This is a genomic window from Segatella copri, from assembly GCF_026015295.1.
Lineage (GTDB): Bacteria > Bacteroidota > Bacteroidia > Bacteroidales > Bacteroidaceae > Prevotella > Prevotella copri_C.
On the sequence record NZ_JAPDUW010000001.1, the window covers coordinates 2410531 to 2428504 of the forward strand.

Sequence of the window (17974 nt, forward strand, 5' to 3'; positions counted from 1 at the left end):
ATGCCCAGACATGTCTCTCTTTCTTTTTGCAAGTAAAAAATGAAGGGAAGAGAAACAAGCCATAGCGAGGCTAAAATCGTGTAAGGATTTGGAAAAAATAGAATAGCAATATAAATGAATACAATTAGAAATGTAATGCTCATCGGCTTGCTGATGATACTCGCCCTCCCTGTCGCTGCACAGCGAAAGGTGAAGTTCGGTATCTTCGACAAAGCCACTGAGCAACCAATCATCGGTGCAGTCATCACCTACGCCGACAATGAGAAATTGAAATCGCCACAGCGTGTTGTTACCAACATGGATGGTGAGGCTACCATCTCGGTGACTCAGAGTGGCAAGTGTTATTACCAGGTGGTATCCGTGGGCTATAACCCTCTGAGGGGAACCATTGGAAGCGACAGCTCCCTCAAGCTCTTCATGACCGAAGACGTGATGAAGGTGAACGAGGTGGTGGTTACAGGTTCCCGCACCGCGCGACCAATCAAGCTCTCGCCAGTGAGCACGCAGGTGATCGGCGGTAAGGAACTGGTAGATGCAGGCTATGCCGACCTGACCAAGGCTCTGCAACAGGAGACACCGGGTATGAACATCCAGAAGGTGGGTTTCGGCAACGAAATCTCCATGCAGGGCTTGGATGCCCGCCACGTGCTCTTCCTACAGGATGGTGAGCGATTGACGGGCGACATGGCGGGTAACCTCGACTACGAGCGATTCAACCTCCATGCCATCGACCGCATCGAAATCGTGAAGGGTGCCAGCAGTACCCTCTACGGAAGCCGTGCATCGGGTGCCGTCATCAACCTTATCACCAAGAAAACCACCAAGCCTATCGATATTCAGGCTGGTGTACGCTGGGGACAGATGAACGAAACCAACTACAAGAATCCAGAAAAAAAGGATTTCTTGTATATGTTTGAGAAGAACGCCGACCGCCCGAACCTGCAGAGCTGGGTATCGGCAGGATTCAATGCAGGCAAGGTAACTTCGCAGACCGACGTGTGGTATTCTTCGAGCGATGCCTTCTACATGTATCAGGCTGAGAACGACAAGAAGGTCTATACCCAAGAGGCGAATCCTTGGCTCGACCACGACGTGACCATAACCAGCGTGGCTTCCCGTCCGCCAATGAGCATCGAGGGTACAGAGCATATCTCGGTATCGCAGAAGGTTTTCTACGACCCTTTCAAGAATCTGGAGATTCTTGCCTACGGTAGTGCGTTCTATATGAATACCTACGACCTCATTCAGGATATGACTTTCAGTCAGGCGCGTGACTGGACGGCTGGAACCAAGATTAAGTACTCCTTCAAGGATTGGTTCAAGATTACCGCCTCCCTTCATGGCGACTTCTACGACCGCTTCAAGCGCCACGAGCGTATCGACGAGCGTACCAAAGTGTATAAGAGCCGTATCTTCCAGCCTCGCCTCTCCATCACCTCGCAGAAGTTCGAGGGCCACGACCTCATCCTCGGCATCGAGCACCTGAGCGATGACCTGACGAGCGACCGATTCAACGGCGATGCCTCCCACATCATGCGCACCCGTTCGCTGAAAGAGACGGAGGCTTTCCTGCAGGACGAGTGGACGATGAACGACCACTGGATGGTTTCGACAGGTGTGAGAACCAACTTCAGCCGTGCCTTCGGACTGATGGCGATGCCTAAGATTGCCTTCAAGTGGAGTCCTTCGGATCACTGGGCATGGAGAGCCAACTATTCGATGGGCTACCGTTCGCCAAGCATCAAGGAGCTGTTCTTCAACTGGGACCACCTCGGCATGTTCATGATTAAGGGTAACGAGGACCTGAAGCCTGAGAAGAACAACTACGTGAGCCTGGGCACAGAGTACTCGAACGATAACTTCTTCATCTCGGGCAATGTGTATGGCAACTTCTTCCGCAAGAAGATTGAGGGCGTATGGCGTATCTACGACATGCAGTACAATTTCGAATATACTAATCTGTCGAAGCAGAACCTCATCGGTTTGGAGGCCATCATGCGCTGGCACTTCCTCAACCACTTCACGATGAATGCCACCTACAGCTACGTGAACGTGAGCAAGACGGATGGCGTCCAGGTGAACACCACTTCGCCTCATGCTGCTACGGCGAGCCTCGACTACAAGTACAACAAGAAAAACTACCGACTGGGCGCTACCTTCTCGGCAAGCTACATGGGTGAGAAGAAGTTTGATGTGCAGGACCGACTCTCTGTAAACGGTGAGAGCCACGATGCCTACTTCCGCTGCCAGTTGCCACAGTATGTATTGTGCAATCTGTCGGTGATTCAGACCTTTTATAATAAGGTAAAGGTGACGGTGGGTGTGGATAACATCTTTAATTACGTGCCAAAGACCTTAGGTTCGGGCATCACCATGTTTAACGTGCCAGCCACGGCAGGAGCCAAGGCGCATGTGCAGGTGGAAGTGTTGGTAGATGAATTGGTAAAAGCATTTAGAAAGAAAAAATAATGAAGAAAGCATTACTATATATAATAGGTATGGCAGCCGCAATGACGAGCTGCGTATCTTATGAGGCTGAGGACTTCACTGGTCATACCTTGCCCCGAAAAACAGGTTATAGCACGGGTGTTACGAACGACTGGCTCTATTTTGACCTGAAGACAGGACATCGCTATAATGTGCTGAATCCTAACCAGAGTGTCATCGCCTATATTGACGGCAAGCCGATAGAGGAATATTTCCATTATAAAGGTACTGCCAAACTCGTAAAGTATTGGAGCGAAGGTGTGCAGAAGAACATCTTCGAGGATGCAGAGCGTGATGCAAACGGCGATACCATCTTTACCAAGAATCAAGCCACTGGCAAGTTAACCTATAAGACGGTGAAGCGCCAGGCAAGCAGCATTATGGTGATGGAGAACATGGAGGATGACCCCAATACGATGGCTTATCCTGCTACGGAGTGGGACCTCGCCTTCGATGGTTACCAGCTCCGCACCAACAGTGGAACGAGCGGCATAGGCAAGGGCGGTGCTGCCGACCTGGGCTATGGCGAATATGACAAGTGGACGAGCAAGGCGCAGGTGGATGCTTATCTGGCTGAACACAACATGACTTTCGCCGTGGATGATTCAGCAAGCGTCTATGTCACCATGTCGCGGGAAGACTGGAACAAGTATTGCATCGCCAACAAACTGGATATGAACGAGAACCCTTGGTTCGACCCGAACAATGGTCCTGCCAAGCAGTTGGTAAGCGGCAATCCGGTGCTCGAAAAGGCAATGACCTTCTCTGGTCCACCTCCAGTATATACTCCTTCTTTCCATACCTACGTAATCCGTTCGTGGGATGGCGAGAGATATTACAAGCTCCAGATTATCTCCTGGTATGATGCCAATGTGCAGATAGGTGATGAAGGAGGAAGAATCAGTTATTACTTAGATGAATTAAAATAAATATTAAACATTATGAAACAATTGAATTGGTGGAAATCCATCGCTTCGTTCCTCGTGGTACTCTTTACCATGCCGTTGGGACATGCGCTGATGATGATAATGGATAAGACGATGACTCCTGAAGCTGTGCATTACTCAGCCTTCTTCATGGGGTTGGCAGGTCTTATCATGGTAGTAATCGGTGTCTTCGTAAAGGGAGACACCAAACAGACTCTTTGGGGACTTTTCGGAGGTCTGCTTTTCTGGACCGGTTGGATAGAATTTCTGTTCCAGTACTATGCTACCCGCTGGGGTACACAGCCGGAGATGGAGAATGGCGAAGTTGTGACTCGCCCTGAATACCTCATCCTCCCTGCCACCTTCGGCATGTGGATGATGGTGATGGTGCTCTACATCTTCTCAACCAAGAACGGATGTAACTTCATCAACTGGTGGCAGCGTGTTCTCTTCCGTTCCCGCAAGAACGAGATTGCCGCCCGTCCGATGACACATCATACAAGTATCGTCACCTTCATGGAACTGAACATGATTCTCTGGACCAGCTATCTCCTGTTGATGTTCTGCTACGACAAGAATTTCCTCGGCGACCATCATCCTGTAACTTCGGTTGTTGCCGTAGCTTGTCTGATAGGTAGTTTCTTCATCTTCCGAAAGCAGTTGCGTTTGAGCACATGGGGAGCCAATATCCGTATGGCTATCGCAACGGTTGTCGTGTTCTGGGTTCCAGTGGAAGTGCTTGGTCGCCTTGACTTTTTCAAGGAGATTTGGATTGAGCCGGAGAAGTATACAACCCAGATGATCTGCATCCTCGTGGCATTCGTGGCATTGCTCGTCTATATCATGTTTGCAGCTTACAAGAAGAAAAGCCATGAGTAACAAGAAACTATATTGGTGGAAATCCATCGTGTCGATGGGCGTGATATTGGGAAGCATGCCCATGGTTCACTTGGTGGCACGAGTATTGAAGGACAACTACGACGGCACGCAACTGTTGGGTGCTGGCATGGCTGTGGGATTCGTGGGCTTGGTGATGGTGGTGGTCGGTGTTTTCGTCAAGGGACAGACTCGCCAAACCTTGCTCGGACTTATCGGTGGCATGTTCTACTGGACAGGTTGGGTGGATTTCCTCTTCATGTATTATGCCCATCGTTGGGGCACACATGCTGAGATTGACCCAGTGACAGGAGAAGTGTTGAGCCGCCCTGAATATCTTCTGCTCCCTGCCACCTTTGGCTTGTGGGCAATGGTGATGTTGCTCTACATCTTCTGTTCCCGAAATGCCTGCAACTTCCTCAACTGGTGGCAGACGCTCTTCTTGGGGAAGAACAAGCGACTCATCGCCGCTCGCCCGATGACACGCCATACCAGCATTGTTACCTTCATGGAAATCAACGCAATGCTCTGGACTTGCTATCTCCTGCTGATGAACCTCTACGATCCTCAATTGTTTGGTCGTGAGAATCCAGTCACCTTCGGTGTAGCCTTCGGTGCCTTGCTTTCCGCCCCATACGTATTTCGCAAGCAACTCCACTTGCCATCGTGGGGAGCAAACATCAGAATGGGTACGGCAACGGTCATCGTGTTCTGGATAGCGGTAGAGGCATTTAATCGCACGGGCATCATCGGGAAGCTCATTGCACATCCGAGCGAATATCCTTGGCATTGGGTGGTAATGGTGATAGAACTTTGTTTCTTGGCAGGAAAGATTGTCAAGGATGCAAGGGCGAAGAAAGAAAAGAAATAAGATAGATAATCAGATAAGGAAATCAATGAAGAAAGGAACTTGGAGAAAACAACATAAATGGCTTGGTATCGGCTTGAACTTCTTCATGCTGATGTTCTGCGTGTCAGGCATCCTGCTCAATCATCGTTCACTCATCAAGGATGTGAACGTGAGCAGGAAGTACCTGCCAAGTCGTTATGAGTTTCAGAAATGGAATGGCGGTTTGCTACGAGGCACGCTTGACATTGGCAAGGATTTAATGGTAGATTCCATGAGGAATGTGGATTCTTGTCGCCAACTGTTGCTTTATGGCAATGGTGGCATCTGGCTTACCGACTCCAAGGCTTCCTATTTCAAGGATTTCAATGAGGGGTTGCCAGAAGGTGCAGACTATCGTCAAATCAAAAATGTCATAAGGCTTGATAATGGAAGGATATTTGCAGTCTCACCTTTCGGGCTTTATCGCTATGGAGTGCATAACAAATGGCATGAGGTGAATATGTCACTGGAGGATGAGGAGAAATTTACGGACATCGCTTCGCATGGCGACACCCTTGTAGTGCTCAGTCGTTCCTTTGTCTATACCTCGCTTCCTCCTTATAAGACTTTTAAGCGCATTCAACTTCATGCGCCAAAGGATTATGACGGCAAAGTAACTGCCTTTCGTACCGTTTGGCTACTCCATAGTGGAGAACTTTTCGGAATAACAGGAAAGATTGTGGTTGATGCCATAGCCATTATTCTTGTGGTTCTCTGTATTACGGGTATCGTCTTTTGGCTGAGACCGAAGCGAAAGGCATTACTGCAAACCTCGCTTCATCTGCATGACAGAATCGGGCGATATACTATCATACTTGCGCTCTTGATTGCACTGACGGGTTGGTGTCTCCGCCCTCCTGTGATGATAGCATTAGTGTTAAGCAAGATTCCGTCTATCCCAGGCACAACACTCAGAAGCAAGAATCCTTGGAACGACAAGCTCCGCATAATTCGTTATGATGAGAGCTGCCATGATTGGCTGTTATCCTCATCGGAAGGATTCTATTCATTGAACATCAAAAATGCTACAGTGAAAGTTATTACTTCTGTTCCACCTGTCAGCGTGATGGGATTGAATGTATTACAGAAAGATGCAAATGGTAGATGGCTTTGCGGTTCATTTAGCGGCTTGTTTGTTTGGGACAGACGACAAGGAACTGCTACCGATTACTTTACGAACAAACCTGCACCGAATGAAGCAGGAGCACCATTCGGAAAGAAAGCTGTCGCAGGTATGAGCCAAGACTTTTCCACCCCTGCCGTAGCGGAATATTACGAGGGAACAAACTTTGCCCCTCAACCTTCGAGCATGAACCAACTTCCGATGTCGCTTTGGAATGTGGCATTAGAGGTGCATAGTGGCAGAATTTTCATTGGAACGATAGCCACATACATATTCATCTTTGTTATGGGCATTCTTGCGTTTTGGTGCTTGTGGTCGGGCTATAAAATTAGGTTAAAAAAGAAATAACATTGCACAAAATCCAATTCTCATTAAATGCGAAAACAAACTGATGGTGGCGAGGTAATATTTTTGCCACTATCAGTTTTTTATATAGTGTTCCACCTGCTATAATGGTGCAAACACAAGAAACAACATCTTATTATTTCTTGATAAGCCTTTTGATTTCATTTGATTCGTTTGTCAACTTTCTTGCCAAGCTATCTTTGTATGCTGCTATCTCCACCATTTTATGATAACGAAAGATTGAATCTTCATAAACAGCAACACGACTTCTTACATCATCAATAACTTTCTCATCTCGGCAAACAGAGAAATGCTTTTCGATGTAGCGAATATTCGGGTCGTCAGATGGAAGAACCATTTTTAAGGCTCTATATTTCAAGTCTGCCTCCTCCCAATTTTTGTGCTCTCGCCATTGGGTGAGATTACCCCAAATGGAGATAACAAGAGATAAAGCCAAGCCACCAATGAAAAGAAGAACATACTTTGAAGTAGGCTCGAAACGATGGGTAACAATCTTCTTCTGAGGTGCATTGCTTATGTTGTCAAGTCGCTCTTGCAGGTCTTTTGATGCAGCATCTTGCTCTTGCTTCAGCTGCTTAACTGTATCAAACAAGAGCTTGCTTCGCTGTTCTCTGTTACTTGCTTCTTTCTTGGTAAGGTCGGTAAAGATACAGATAGCCTCTCTTAATCTTGCCAATTTGTCAATAGACTCCCCTTCTTTTACAGCTATAGAAAGGATGGCTTTTTCAAGCTTGCATGTATCAACACTTACAGGGACTGGAATGCTTCCAGCCTCTGCATTCTTTGGTGAAGCAGAAAGTTCATCGACTTTCTGCTCCAATCTCTCAACTGTGCCGTAGATGGCTTCCAATAGTTCTTCTTTCATCTTTCTTTTGTTGTTTGAATGGTTTGTAACTTGCATCAAAGGCTAAAGCCCTTTCTGCGTTTCTTCTTTTTCTTCTTGGCTGATTCATCCTCTGGGAAAGACTCAAAGGTCTGAGCGTTGGCAGGAGCAAAAAGTCCTATGGAAGAAATACCGTCCCAAGGGTCTTGACTGCTCTCCGATATGGATGGCTCCTGGTTGTTCTTGTGATTGCCTTGCTCGTATTGCTGAGCAGATTTGGCTCTTGCTGATAAAAGGTTCTCCGTTCCCTCTAATCTCGCATTCAGTTTGCCAAAGCTATAGTCTCGGCTAATCTGCGTACCCTTGAAGCTATATCCATCCTTGCAGAAACGGATGCCTTGAACCTTGGTTCGCTCCTTGTCCTTATAGACAAACTCCAAGAGAACACCTCGCTTTGCAAGTTCATTCTTGAACTTCTGCCAACTATCAGTGCCGTTCAAGGCATCCTTGACGGCATTGTGAATCTCATATTTGGCTCGCTCAGCATTGCGTAACTTACGAGTATTAGTATTGCTCTTGTCCGTTCCGTAGGTAAATCCATACTTGGATTTAAGAGCCTTGGTCACTTGCTCATTACGCCTGTAATCATTCCTGTCTGATATGAGCTTGCCCTCGTTATTGATGCGGTTATACACGATATGACAATGTGGATTGTCGGTGTTGTGATGCCTTACGATGATGAATTGAGTATCTTTTATCCCCATCATCTGCATGTATTCAAGGGCTATCTTAGCCATGAATTCATCCGTCAAACGTGGCTTGTCCTCGGGCTTGAAGCTCAAAGCTATGTGCCCCACAGGCTTCTTAATCCTTGGATTTAGTTGCCTTTGTAGCTCGAAACTTTGCGTCATCTCGGCATTCGTGCCGAGTAACACACCATCAGAGGCAAGGATTTTCGCCTCGTCCTTGCCTGTAACATAGCGGATGCAACCAGCAAATGAGCTGCCCTTCTTTAGCTTGCCTATCATGTAGCATCCTCCTTTCTGCCTATTCCGCATGGCTTCGATTTTGGACTTGCTTGGCGATACTCGCCAAGGATGGATTTCAATCTTCTCAACAAGTCCACCAAATACACATGGGTTTCGTGGAAACCTCTCAGATGCGACAGCTTGGTAAGTTGGTTGAGGTTGTTCGCCATGCCTATGAGATTCTTAGCGATGGCTACCGTCTCAGCGTTGTGTCCGCTGACCACCTCGCCGTTCAAGGCGGACTCACGGATGTACTCCGCCAACTTGCAGTTGGCTTTTCTCGCCCTCAGCCTCAGTGCCTCGTAGCTTGGCTTCGAGAACTTCACCGTGACAGACTTCGACAGCCTGCGAACCCTGCCTGTGGGCGGTCTTCCGCCCTTTTTCTTGTCCTGTTCATGTATGCTTGTCATTCGATATACTGTTTACAGTTGGTACACTCACTTTCTGCGACCGTCGGGAGCAAAATTCCTCCGCCCTCATGGTGGAGCGAGGCGTTTTGGGGTTCCCAAAACATAACCTCGCTCCCTCTCAGAACACGTTAGTTGGAACTACAGCCTTTCAGCTATCCACGTCCAAGGTCGCAGACCTTAATTCTCACAATTTGCGCCAAGCCTCGAAGTCCTCTTCATAAAGGCTTAGGTGGTGGCGCACGATGTTCTCGATGATGCCCGATACGCTCATGCGTCTCCCTCCGAGGATGCGGACGACACGATCAAGACGGTCTCGTACATCGGAACTGACGAAGACTGGCTTGCGGTCGTCAATCCTTGGAACTTGGAGGAAGGTCTGCTGATACTCCTCTAATGTCGCCTTGCGCTGCTTGCCGCTGATGCGCTTCTGCGGATTCGGTGGCGATTGAGCCTCGTTCGTTGATGTTTCCTCTCTATAGGGAGTTGTTGCAGCAACTTTCTCTACAATTGCTCTCAACTCTGGGTTCTCTACATCATCATAGAGAGAATTACAACTACTTGGATTGGCTTTGTTGCCATACGTAGATGGTTTAACAAAATCCAAATACTCTTTTTCCATCAGCTCCTTTTGCTCAGGAGTCAAGACTGCATCTTTTGTTCTTGCCATAGCTTATGCTGTTTTATTTGTTAGTATAGTGGTCACGGTTTGCACCATTGACCGATTGTCGGGTGCAAAGTAAGTGTACTGAGTGCAGCCATGCAACTGATTGGGTGTAACGTGGCAATTTAGTTGTGGCTTGCTTATTTGCATACCGAGATAGTTGTGAGAACTTCAACGTATTTCTCAACTCATCATTGTTCATGTATTCGTTGCAGTCGTGCAAGTTTTTCTTGTTGTTTTTGGCGTTGAAGTCGGCAAACCCCGGCAACATACTGCCACAGAAATTGAAAACGCTTGTTTTTAGATTGCCGTGCCTTATCTTTGCACTCACAAACGTGGAGCACAGCATATGCGTGGAGCTTTGCGACATATAACATAGTATTAACTTAGAAAAAAGAAAAGTATGGGATTCATCGTATTCGAGGAAGAGGCATTCAACTATCTTGATGCCCAGTTGGAGAACTTTGTGAAGCGCATGGACAGAATCCGTGAGCGCAGTGAGGACAAGACCATGAACAAGTGGCTCGACACGCAGGACGTGTGTCAGACACTCAACATCTGCCCACGGACAGTACAGACGCTTCGGGACAACGGAACTTTGGCTTATACGCAAATCAGCCACAAGACTTACTACAAGCCGGAGGACGTGATGGCTATCGTAGCAGTAGTGGAGGACAGGAAAAAGGACATGCGCTTTCGCAAGCGCACAGGTTAGGCTGTCAATATACAACAGCCACTTAATCCAAAGCAGCAAGTAAACCGAGTAACGTAAGTATCAACAATAAAACGAGACAACTATGAGCAATGAAGTAATGACAAGAAACAGCGAGTGGATGAACCACATCGTGAACCACCTCAACCGAATGGTTGACAATTTTGAACGTGCCGTGATGAACTACCGCCCCATGCTTGGCGGTGAGCGCTTCATGACGGACAAGGAGCTTTGTGCCAGGCTGCAACTGAGCCGAAGAACCCTGCAGGACTACCGAAACAACGGTGTCATCCCGTATATCCAGCTTGGCGGAAAGATACTCTACCGCGAGTCCGACATTCAGAAGATTCTGATGGCTAACTATCGTGAGGCGTACAGAATGAAGGGCTTGTAGGAGAAATACATGTCCTTGATGAGTGGGGTGAAATGAACAAGGCGACAACGTATAACTTACCGAGTATGGCTGTTATAGGTTGTCGCCTCGTTTTATTGGCTATACCGAGTTGGTCGTGTTTGCCGGGTATCATTTGTGTTACCTGTATAAATCTAATACCATGCTAAAACACACTGCGGAGGTTCGCCCAAGTGGCTAGAGGCGCAAAGCCTCCAAGGAACGTTGCTTTATGGCAGGTCTATGCCATTGCGTTCTCTGTAAAGATACAGACCAGTTTGGTGCGGCTTGTCTGCCTGCCGATGACGGACTGCATGATGAACTCCCGAAAGGCTCTGCTCTCAATGCTGTCAATACGGAAGGCTACCGCAATGACGAGTTCAAGACTATACACATCATAGCTGATGCGGTCGTTCTTCCTGACATGACGGCGTACACCCTGCTCTTTCAGAATGCCGTCCTTGAATATAGCCTTAACAGCCTTGCGCACATAGCAGCCGAATACATTATACATGTCGGCAATCTCCTGCATGGTCATCCATACAGTATCGGTCGGCATGGATACCGTTCCGCTCTCGCTGATAGTTATTATCCCTCTGTTCATTTCCCGTCCTCCTTATTTTTATTCTGGTCAGTTTCTTTTGTTTCTCTGCGCTGCATCAGCTTGTCCATGTCCTTGGATATCTTGTCATCGGTGATGACGGCATAGACCTGGGTGCTTCGCAGGTTGGAATGCCCCATCATCTTGGCGATGCTTTCCATTGATATGCCCGAAGTAACCATGTTTACTCCGAATGTATGTCTTGCAACGTGTGCGGTAAGGTTCTCATTTATACCCAAAGCCACACCGAGTGAATGAAATTCAAACCACATGGAATCACGTGAAGAAAGAGGGAAAACAGGTTTGCTATCATCCGCTGTATTGTATAGCGACATTATTTGTTCAGCTATCGGGTGCAAGGGAATGAACGCTTCGTTGTTGGTCTTTGCTCTTTTCTCACGGATGTATTTTCTACCGTCTGCCGTCATCCCGATATGGTGTGGATACAGGTTACGTAAATCGACATAAGCCAAACCTGTAAGGCTGGAGAAAACAAACATTCTTCGTGCCAACTCCAAAGCCTTATCCTCCATAGGAGTCTCCATAATGAGCAGCAAGTCATTTCTGGATATATGTCTACGCTTTGGTGAGCCTTTCTTTTCATATCCGACATCTTCCAATGGATTGAATTTCAGCAGACCTCTGTCAACAGCGATATAAACCAAGCGTTGCAGCCAACAAAGATTATGGTTCGTATTGGATGCACTATACCCTTTGCCAATCAAGAACAACTTATAAGATTTGCCAAATTCCTCAGTCAAATCTTCAAATGCAATGTCATTCATTCCTCGTAACCCGATGAACTCTCGCAAGTTTAGCTGCGATGTCTTAGATTGGCGATAAGAAGATGTTGAGTTAATACGGATAGAGCGCAGCCTAAGGCGTTCACGCTCCTCCTCGCCAGTGGCAAGCAATGTCATCGGGATAGTATTTGCATCAACAATAACATTCTTCAGAATCTCGGCGGTAACGATGCCCTTTTCCTTTGTTGCCTGCTCGTAGGCTTCGTCAATTCTTAGTCTGAACGCTTGCAGTTGTCCGTTCACTCTTGCATTCTTGGCTTCACCTTTTTTCGTGTCCCATTCTTCGGGAGCACAGTAAAGACCTGTTGCTATGGCTGACACTTTGCCGTCAATCGTGATACGGCAAAATATAGATGTGGTTCCGTCTGCCTTTACTCTGCCACGGTTGATATAATAAAACTGCTTGTATGTACTTCTCATTGTTATGTTCCTTTCTTATTTTGTGAAAATATTACAGGGCAAACTTGAAGTCTTTGTTGGCTTCGATGAACTTGTCCATATCCTCAAATAGCTTTTTCGGGGTGACACGTGCATAGATTTGCGTGGTCTGAATGTTGTTGTGACCAAGCATTTTGCTGATAGTCTCTATTGGAACACCTTCTTCGAGCGTAACGAGCGATGCGAAACTGTGCCGTCCAACATGATAGACCAAATCCATACTTATGCCAGATAGTACTCGGAGACTTTTCATGTTACCTCTCAACACTCGAAATTCCTGTGGCGGTAAAAGAGTAGGTCTTGTCGGGTCTTTGTATTTCTTCAACATGGCAAGCGCCTCTGGCAGCAGCTTCACACGTGCAAGCATCTTGTTCTTCTTTCTATGGTATTTCAGCCAAAGGCTGCCCTCCTCATCATGAAAGAGGTTTTCTTCCGTGATGGAAACCGTATCGGCATAAGCCGTGCCTGTATAGCAAGCGAAAAGAAAAAGGTCACGGGTCAAAGCCAACGATTTTCTTCGCTCTGGTATTTCGAGGTCACGAATTTTTAGGAAGTCCTCACGTGTCAATGCCTTTGGTGGATTCTCTTTCTTTTGAGGTAGCTTGAAGTGCATGAAATGATAACGCTCGGAGTGTCCTGCCTTGAAAGCTATTCGGCAGGTCTTCTTCAAGATGGCGAGATAGTGGCGGACTGTATCAAGTGCAAGACCTCTCTCGTCCAAGCAAAAGTCCATGTACTCACGGATAAACTGCTCGTCAAGCTCACCGAATGCCACATCGTCAGTTCCATAACGCTTCTTGACGAACAATACCAATGTCAGGCGAGTGTACTGGTAGTTTGGCAGCGTGCCTTTCTTGTAGTCGATGCCGATTCTTGACTCAATGTCCGCAATGATGGCGTCAAGCTGCTTCAACAAGGTCATCTGAGTGTCTGCACTGCATTGAAACAGATCCTTTATCGCCTTTGCGTCAAAATCCGTCTTGCGCTCCACAAGTGACTCGTAGGCTGAGTTTATTGCCAGCAACAGCTTGTCAATCTTGGCGTTCACTTCCACAGCCTCCTTGCTCTTGCCGTCAAGTCTGCTCTCACGTGGATTCCATAACTTTGGCGTACATGACAACTTGCAACCGAACTGCGCCATTGTTCGGTTGAGGGTGATGCGTCCCATGATGGGAGCCTTACCGTTCTTGTCCAATCCGCTCTTTTTGAGGTAGAGCAGCACCTTGAATTTTTCAACTTTCATCTGCTTACTTTTTTAGTTTGCAAAAATAATCAATCAGTAAGCATTCTCCGTCATTGAAAGTTGTGCAGAACAGTGCAACAAACACTGGTGACAAACTATTTGTTTTTCACCTCGTTAGCAGTGTTGGTTTCGGTAACTGACCGCTAACGGTTTGGTAACTGAAATAACTCAATATCCTGCTCGGCTTTGCTTTGCAGCCAATTGGCAGAATTATAAAATCTTGCTCATTCTCAACCACTTGCAGTTCATTTCTCTCATATTCACTTTCCGTTGCTTTTGCTTAAATTGTGCATTGCTTAAGGCACACGTTCGCCACGATGGAGCTGACCATGGGCGCAGACCTATATACTACAAGCAAACTTCTCGGTCATACGGAGGTGCGCACGACACAAATTTACGCAAAAATCATCAACAAGAAAAAGGACGAGGCTGTCTCTCTGTTGGACAGTGCGTTCGAAGAATAAAAATGGAACATAACAATACATCAAACAACCAAGGACGAGACGACTCCTCGTTCTCTCTTTTTACCCCAATGCAATGAATGCACCTTCGCTAATGGTGTAGGTGGCATTTGCGGTACCAACAAACTATGGCTGTTCTTCAAGGAAGCCCACGAGTGCTATCAGACGGAAGTTATAGGATGCGGTAAACTGTATCACCGCTACAAAAAGGACTTTCTCAACAGCCATTCCTATACAGACTGCCAGTATGCGGCAGGCAAGAACGAGCACAAGAAGAACTTCTACATCATGGAGGAGTTTCTTGAAGAACGTGAGGACTTGGTAGTCATATTCTTTACCAAAGTGGATTTCGAGTATCATGACTACAAGGCTCTTCATCACAAGTTCAACACCACGGAGCCACCTCCAAACGGTCAGTATCTCCATGGTAAACCACCGTCAATATTACAAACAGCACAAGACACCAAACCGAAACAGGACTTTCAATGTTACTTTGATTCTACTCAGTTGAACCTCATTGCGCGCCATGCCAATGAGGTTCATTTGTTCTCGGCCGATGTGTCGGAAGAGGATATGCGAAAACTCTTCTCGTGTCAAGTCAGCAAGCAGCTAAAGGCGAGAAGTAACAGACGTGTGGCATTCTTCTTTGACATGCTCTGCAGCAAGAACTTGATCTGCAAGCAATGGCAATCGGTCATTGCCAAGCATAAACTCATCATGTCTTCATCAACAGACAAGCCACTTACGACAACCAAGCTGTCTTCAGCAACAAGTGATGCCAAAGGTACCAACGCCAGTATCTATGAGGCTATCCGCAAGAAAGTGCAAGAAATAGCAGATTGCGGTAAAAATGACAGCAAGGACACCATCTGACAGATGAAAACCTTGACAGTTAGCTTGATAGTCGGTTGACAGTCAAGCGCACTTCCATCCGATTGGCTATAAATGCCCTTACCTTTGCCCTCCGTAATCAGAAACCTGGTTATGGAGGGCGACCTCGTTATGTGTAACGATAAATAGAATAACGACAATGATTGGACAGACAACAAATCAGACAGACAATCTGCCAAAGGATGGTGCTATCCTACCGCCAACGATAGAAGCGGAGGAACATGAGTTGACAGAGCAGGAACTGGCAGAGATGACACCAATGAGACTTGCCGAGCGCATTCAACAGATGGAAGAAGCATTCAAGCTGCTTGGACCAGTGGAGGATGTGTTGAACCGCATCAAGTGCCTGGAGAAATGGCTCTTTGCAGGAAAAGACGTGCTCACCCTTGACGAGGCAAGCGTGTTCCTTGACGCTTCAAAGAGTCAGCTTTACAAACTGACACGCACTTTTGCCATTCCCCATTACAAGCCAAACGGCAAGACCATCTATTTCAGCAAGGAAGAACTGGTGGAATGGATCAAGAAGCACCCTGTGAAAACAAAAGAGGTGTATGAGCAGGATGCCATACGCTATGTGATGAACAAACCCTTGAAGAGCAGATGACGATGGAAGAAATGAACGACATGAGCCTCTTTGAAGGCGCAGCGGACAATGCTGATTTGTTGGAAAAGTTGCTGAAGGCATCGCTTATCCATGCGGACGAGACCTACCAGACACCGCCACAGATAATATGGGTGGACAACTCGACCATAGCCACGCTTGGCAACTTCAGTGCCTCCACAGGCAAGGCGAAGAGCCGAAAGACGTTCAACGTGTCCGCTTTGGTTGCTGCCTCGCTTGCTAACGGAAAGGTGCTGCAATATACGGCAAAACTACCCGATGACAAGCGTAAGATACTCTACGTTGATACGGAGCAGAGCCGTTTCCACTGTCACAGCGTGATGCAGCGCATCCTCCGGCTTGCAGGATTGCCCGACAACATGAACAGTGAGAACCTTGTGTTCTTCGGACTGCGAGAGTACAGTCCCAACCTCAGACTGCGACTGATAGAATATGCCTTGCAGACGCAAAAGGGCTTTGGCTTGGTCATCATTGACGGCATAAGGGACTTGATGCTCGACATCAACAATCCGAGTGAGTCCGTCCATATCATCAACAAACTGATGCAGTGGTCAAGCCGCTATGACCTGCACATACATTGTGTCCTACACTTGAACAAGGGTGATGACAATGTAAGAGGTCACATAGGAACGGAACTCAGCAACAAGGCAGAGACGGTACTGGTGATAAGCAAGAGCAATTCGATGGCGAATGTGAGTGAAGTGAAACCGCTCAACATCCGAGACAAGGACTTTGCGCCCTTTGCGTTCCAAATAAACAAGGAGGGACTTCCAGAGATTGCCAAGGACTATGTGGTTGACTCCACCACAGCCAGACAGCCGAAGATGACAATAGCCGACATTACCGATGAGCAGCATGACAAGGCACTTGGAATGGCTTTTGGCAAGAAAGTGGTGTCAGGTTATGAGAATGTGATAAACGCATTGACGAAAGGATATACAACTATTGGTTTTGCCAGAGGTAGAACAGTGATGTCAAAGTTGCTGACCTTCCTATTGAAGAGCAAACTGGTGGTGAAGTGTGGCAACAACGAGTATTGCAGAATGAAGGATTATCCTTCGCTTCCGCTGCTTGAAGGGCAGGAGGTGAAGAAGTGAGGATGAAACGAAAATCACTTCAAAAACCACTTCATTCACCTCGGTGTATATATAATAGTAGAACGGACGGATTTTGTGAAGTGGCATCATATTTAACTACATGGACATACGACAAAATGACTTCACAAAACCGTTCATTCACTCTGGTGTATATATAATAAGCGCACGAATGAACAAAAAAATGAATGAAAGATGAACATACAACAAGCAAAGGAAATCAAACTTACGGACTATCTGAGCGCATTGGGACATCAGCCCAAACGATGCAGCAAGTCCACATCTTATTATCTGTCGCCATTGCATGCGGAGACAAAGCCATCGTTCAAGGTGAACTTCAGCCGAAACCAATGGTATGACTTTGCTATTGGCAAGGGTGGCAACATCATTGCTCTTGCCCAACTTCTCTACAATACGGATGATGTGGGTGCTGCATTGCAGCATATAGCAGCGGACATGAACAACCCAAAGTCCACAAAGGCAAAATCTCCCATACCGACACAAGTAGAGACAGACAAGATGGACAAGGTACATATCCAAGATTTGTCCTACCCTGTGCTTATGTCGTATCTGCGTTCACGCCATGTGGATGCGGACATAGGTAAACGCTATTGCAAGGAGATCTGGTACACGTTTAAAGGCAAGCGGTATTTTGGTATAGCCTTTCCAAATAACAGGGATGGTTATGAGCTGCGTAACCCATATTATAAAGGTTGTTTGGGCGAGAAAGACATATCCTTGATACATTCACAGCAAGTTGGAGTGCAGGACAGATGCTGCATCTTCGAGGGGTTTATGGACTTTCTTTCGTACAAGACTTTGGAAAAGCGAGGCGACAATGTGATTTGCATACAAGAACCATGTGATTATATTGTACTGAACTCCATCAGTAGCCTTGGGAAATGCATGGAACGATTGGCGTGTTACACTGTTATCCATTGTTATCTTGATAATGACCAAGCAGGAACGGTGGCTGCCCATACAATCATGGGCCGTTATCAAAACAGGGCAATCAACGAATCCATAAGATATGCAGAATACAAGGATGTCAATGATTATCTTATCGGCAGAAAATCCATTATTCCGCATAAAGAGGATGTATAAAACGATAATTTTCTACGGAGAAAGT

At 46.8% G+C, this 17974-nt stretch carries 19 protein-coding genes and 1 pseudogene; 12 read left to right on the forward strand and 8 right to left on the reverse strand.

All coding sequences use genetic code 11. The features are described 5' to 3' along the window. Positions 1-114: 114 nt before the first annotated feature. The 5 genes from ONT18_RS10220 to ONT18_RS10240 are packed head-to-tail and all read left to right on the forward strand — an operon-like array spanning position 115 to position 6649. Entirely contained in the window at positions 115-2469 is a 2355-nt protein-coding gene (locus ONT18_RS10220) for a TonB-dependent receptor (protein ID WP_264905372.1), read from the forward strand. A gap of 41 nt (positions 2470-2510) precedes the next feature. Further along, the gene (locus ONT18_RS10225; protein WP_264906827.1) at positions 2511-3416 is read left to right on the forward strand and encodes an HmuY family protein; all 906 of its coding nucleotides are present in this window, start codon (positions 2511-2513) and stop codon (positions 3414-3416) included. A gap of 12 nt (positions 3417-3428) precedes the next feature. Then, on the forward strand, positions 3429-4292 hold the full coding sequence (locus tag ONT18_RS10230; protein WP_264905374.1) for a hypothetical protein: 864 nt from the start codon (positions 3429-3431) through the stop codon (positions 4290-4292). Beyond that, the gene (locus ONT18_RS10235; RefSeq protein ID WP_264905376.1) at positions 4285-5160 is read left to right on the forward strand and encodes a hypothetical protein; all 876 of its coding nucleotides are present in this window, start codon (positions 4285-4287) and stop codon (positions 5158-5160) included. Before ONT18_RS10230 ends, ONT18_RS10235 begins: the two co-directional genes overlap by 8 nt. Then, positions 5132-6649 (forward strand): PepSY domain-containing protein, encoded by a 1518-nt coding sequence (locus ONT18_RS10240; protein WP_264905378.1) that lies wholly within the window; start codon positions 5132-5134, stop codon positions 6647-6649. The genes ONT18_RS10235 and ONT18_RS10240 overlap by 29 nt, the downstream gene beginning before the upstream one ends. Positions 6650-6782: 133 nt before the next feature. On the opposite strand, the gene ONT18_RS10245 is transcribed toward ONT18_RS10240, so the two are convergent. The 4 genes from ONT18_RS10245 to ONT18_RS10260 all read right to left on the reverse strand — a co-directional run bounded on the left by ONT18_RS10245 (position 6783) and on the right by ONT18_RS10260 (position 9595). After that, positions 6783-7532, reverse strand: a complete 750-nt coding sequence (locus tag ONT18_RS10245) for a hypothetical protein (protein ID WP_264905380.1) — start codon at positions 7530-7532, stop codon at positions 6783-6785. A gap of 35 nt (positions 7533-7567) precedes the next feature. Next, on the reverse strand, positions 7568-8518 hold the full coding sequence (locus tag ONT18_RS10250) for a relaxase/mobilization nuclease domain-containing protein (protein ID WP_264905382.1): 951 nt from the start codon (positions 8516-8518) through the stop codon (positions 7568-7570). Continuing rightward, a complete protein-coding gene (locus tag ONT18_RS10255) occupies positions 8515-8928 on the reverse strand; it encodes a MobC family plasmid mobilization relaxosome protein (RefSeq protein ID WP_264905384.1) in 414 nt (137 codons plus the stop codon). The genes ONT18_RS10250 and ONT18_RS10255 overlap by 4 nt, the downstream gene beginning before the upstream one ends. 184 nt (positions 8929-9112) lie before the next feature. Next, on the reverse strand, positions 9113-9595 hold the full coding sequence (locus ONT18_RS10260) for a DUF3408 domain-containing protein (RefSeq protein WP_153085319.1): 483 nt from the start codon (positions 9593-9595) through the stop codon (positions 9113-9115). Positions 9596-9992: 397 nt separating this feature from the next. On the opposite strand from ONT18_RS10260, the gene ONT18_RS10265 reads away from it, so the two are divergent. Together ONT18_RS10265 and ONT18_RS10270 are read left to right on the forward strand one after the other, a co-directional pair. Continuing rightward, entirely contained in the window at positions 9993-10304 is a 312-nt protein-coding gene (locus ONT18_RS10265) for a helix-turn-helix domain-containing protein (protein ID WP_008628599.1), read from the forward strand. Positions 10305-10386: 82 nt separating this feature from the next. Next, positions 10387-10695 (forward strand): helix-turn-helix domain-containing protein, encoded by a 309-nt coding sequence (locus ONT18_RS10270; RefSeq protein ID WP_008145366.1) that lies wholly within the window; start codon positions 10387-10389, stop codon positions 10693-10695. A gap of 238 nt (positions 10696-10933) precedes the next feature. Here ONT18_RS10270 and ONT18_RS10275 read toward each other — a convergent pair whose 3' ends face one another. Genes ONT18_RS10275 through ONT18_RS10285 form a run of 3 tightly spaced genes read right to left on the reverse strand, consistent with a single transcriptional unit; the run spans position 10934 to position 13777 of the window. Next, positions 10934-11296: a hypothetical protein gene (locus ONT18_RS10275; protein ID WP_119238501.1), complete on the reverse strand. Its 363-nt coding sequence runs from the start codon at positions 11294-11296 to the stop codon at positions 10934-10936. Then, positions 11293-12516: a site-specific integrase gene (locus tag ONT18_RS10280; protein ID WP_153133674.1), complete on the reverse strand. Its 1224-nt coding sequence runs from the start codon at positions 12514-12516 to the stop codon at positions 11293-11295. The genes ONT18_RS10275 and ONT18_RS10280 overlap by 4 nt, the downstream gene beginning before the upstream one ends. A 31-nt stretch (positions 12517-12547) precedes the next feature. Continuing rightward, a complete protein-coding gene (locus ONT18_RS10285; protein WP_264905387.1) occupies positions 12548-13777 on the reverse strand; it encodes a tyrosine-type recombinase/integrase in 1230 nt (409 codons plus the stop codon). A 290-nt stretch (positions 13778-14067) separates the two neighbouring features. Between ONT18_RS10285 and ONT18_RS10290 the strand changes: the two are divergent. Further along, positions 14068-14241 (forward strand): annotated as a pseudogene (locus ONT18_RS10290) (tyrosine-type recombinase/integrase); the annotation flags it as partial. 123 nt (positions 14242-14364) lie between these two features. Here the strand turns inward: ONT18_RS10290 and ONT18_RS10295 are convergent. Beyond that, the gene (locus ONT18_RS10295) at positions 14365-14598 is read right to left on the reverse strand and encodes a hypothetical protein (RefSeq protein ID WP_264905389.1); all 234 of its coding nucleotides are present in this window, start codon (positions 14596-14598) and stop codon (positions 14365-14367) included. Between ONT18_RS10295 and ONT18_RS10300 the strand changes: the two genes are divergently transcribed. The 4 genes from ONT18_RS10300 to ONT18_RS10315 all read left to right on the forward strand — a co-directional run bounded on the left by ONT18_RS10300 (position 14581) and on the right by ONT18_RS10315 (position 17949). Next, a complete protein-coding gene (locus ONT18_RS10300) occupies positions 14581-15111 on the forward strand; it encodes a hypothetical protein (RefSeq protein ID WP_264905391.1) in 531 nt (176 codons plus the stop codon). The genes ONT18_RS10295 and ONT18_RS10300 overlap by 18 nt on opposite strands. A gap of 157 nt (positions 15112-15268) precedes the next feature. Further along, the gene (locus tag ONT18_RS10305; protein ID WP_437183723.1) at positions 15269-15733 is read left to right on the forward strand and encodes a helix-turn-helix domain-containing protein; all 465 of its coding nucleotides are present in this window, start codon (positions 15269-15271) and stop codon (positions 15731-15733) included. Further along, entirely contained in the window at positions 15730-16848 is a 1119-nt protein-coding gene (locus ONT18_RS10310) for an AAA family ATPase (RefSeq protein ID WP_437183724.1), read from the forward strand. Before ONT18_RS10305 ends, ONT18_RS10310 begins: the two co-directional genes overlap by 4 nt. A 192-nt stretch (positions 16849-17040) precedes the next feature. Then, positions 17041-17949, forward strand: a complete 909-nt coding sequence (locus ONT18_RS10315; RefSeq protein WP_264905394.1) for a toprim domain-containing protein — start codon at positions 17041-17043, stop codon at positions 17947-17949. The last annotated feature ends 25 nt before the right edge of the window (positions 17950-17974 follow it).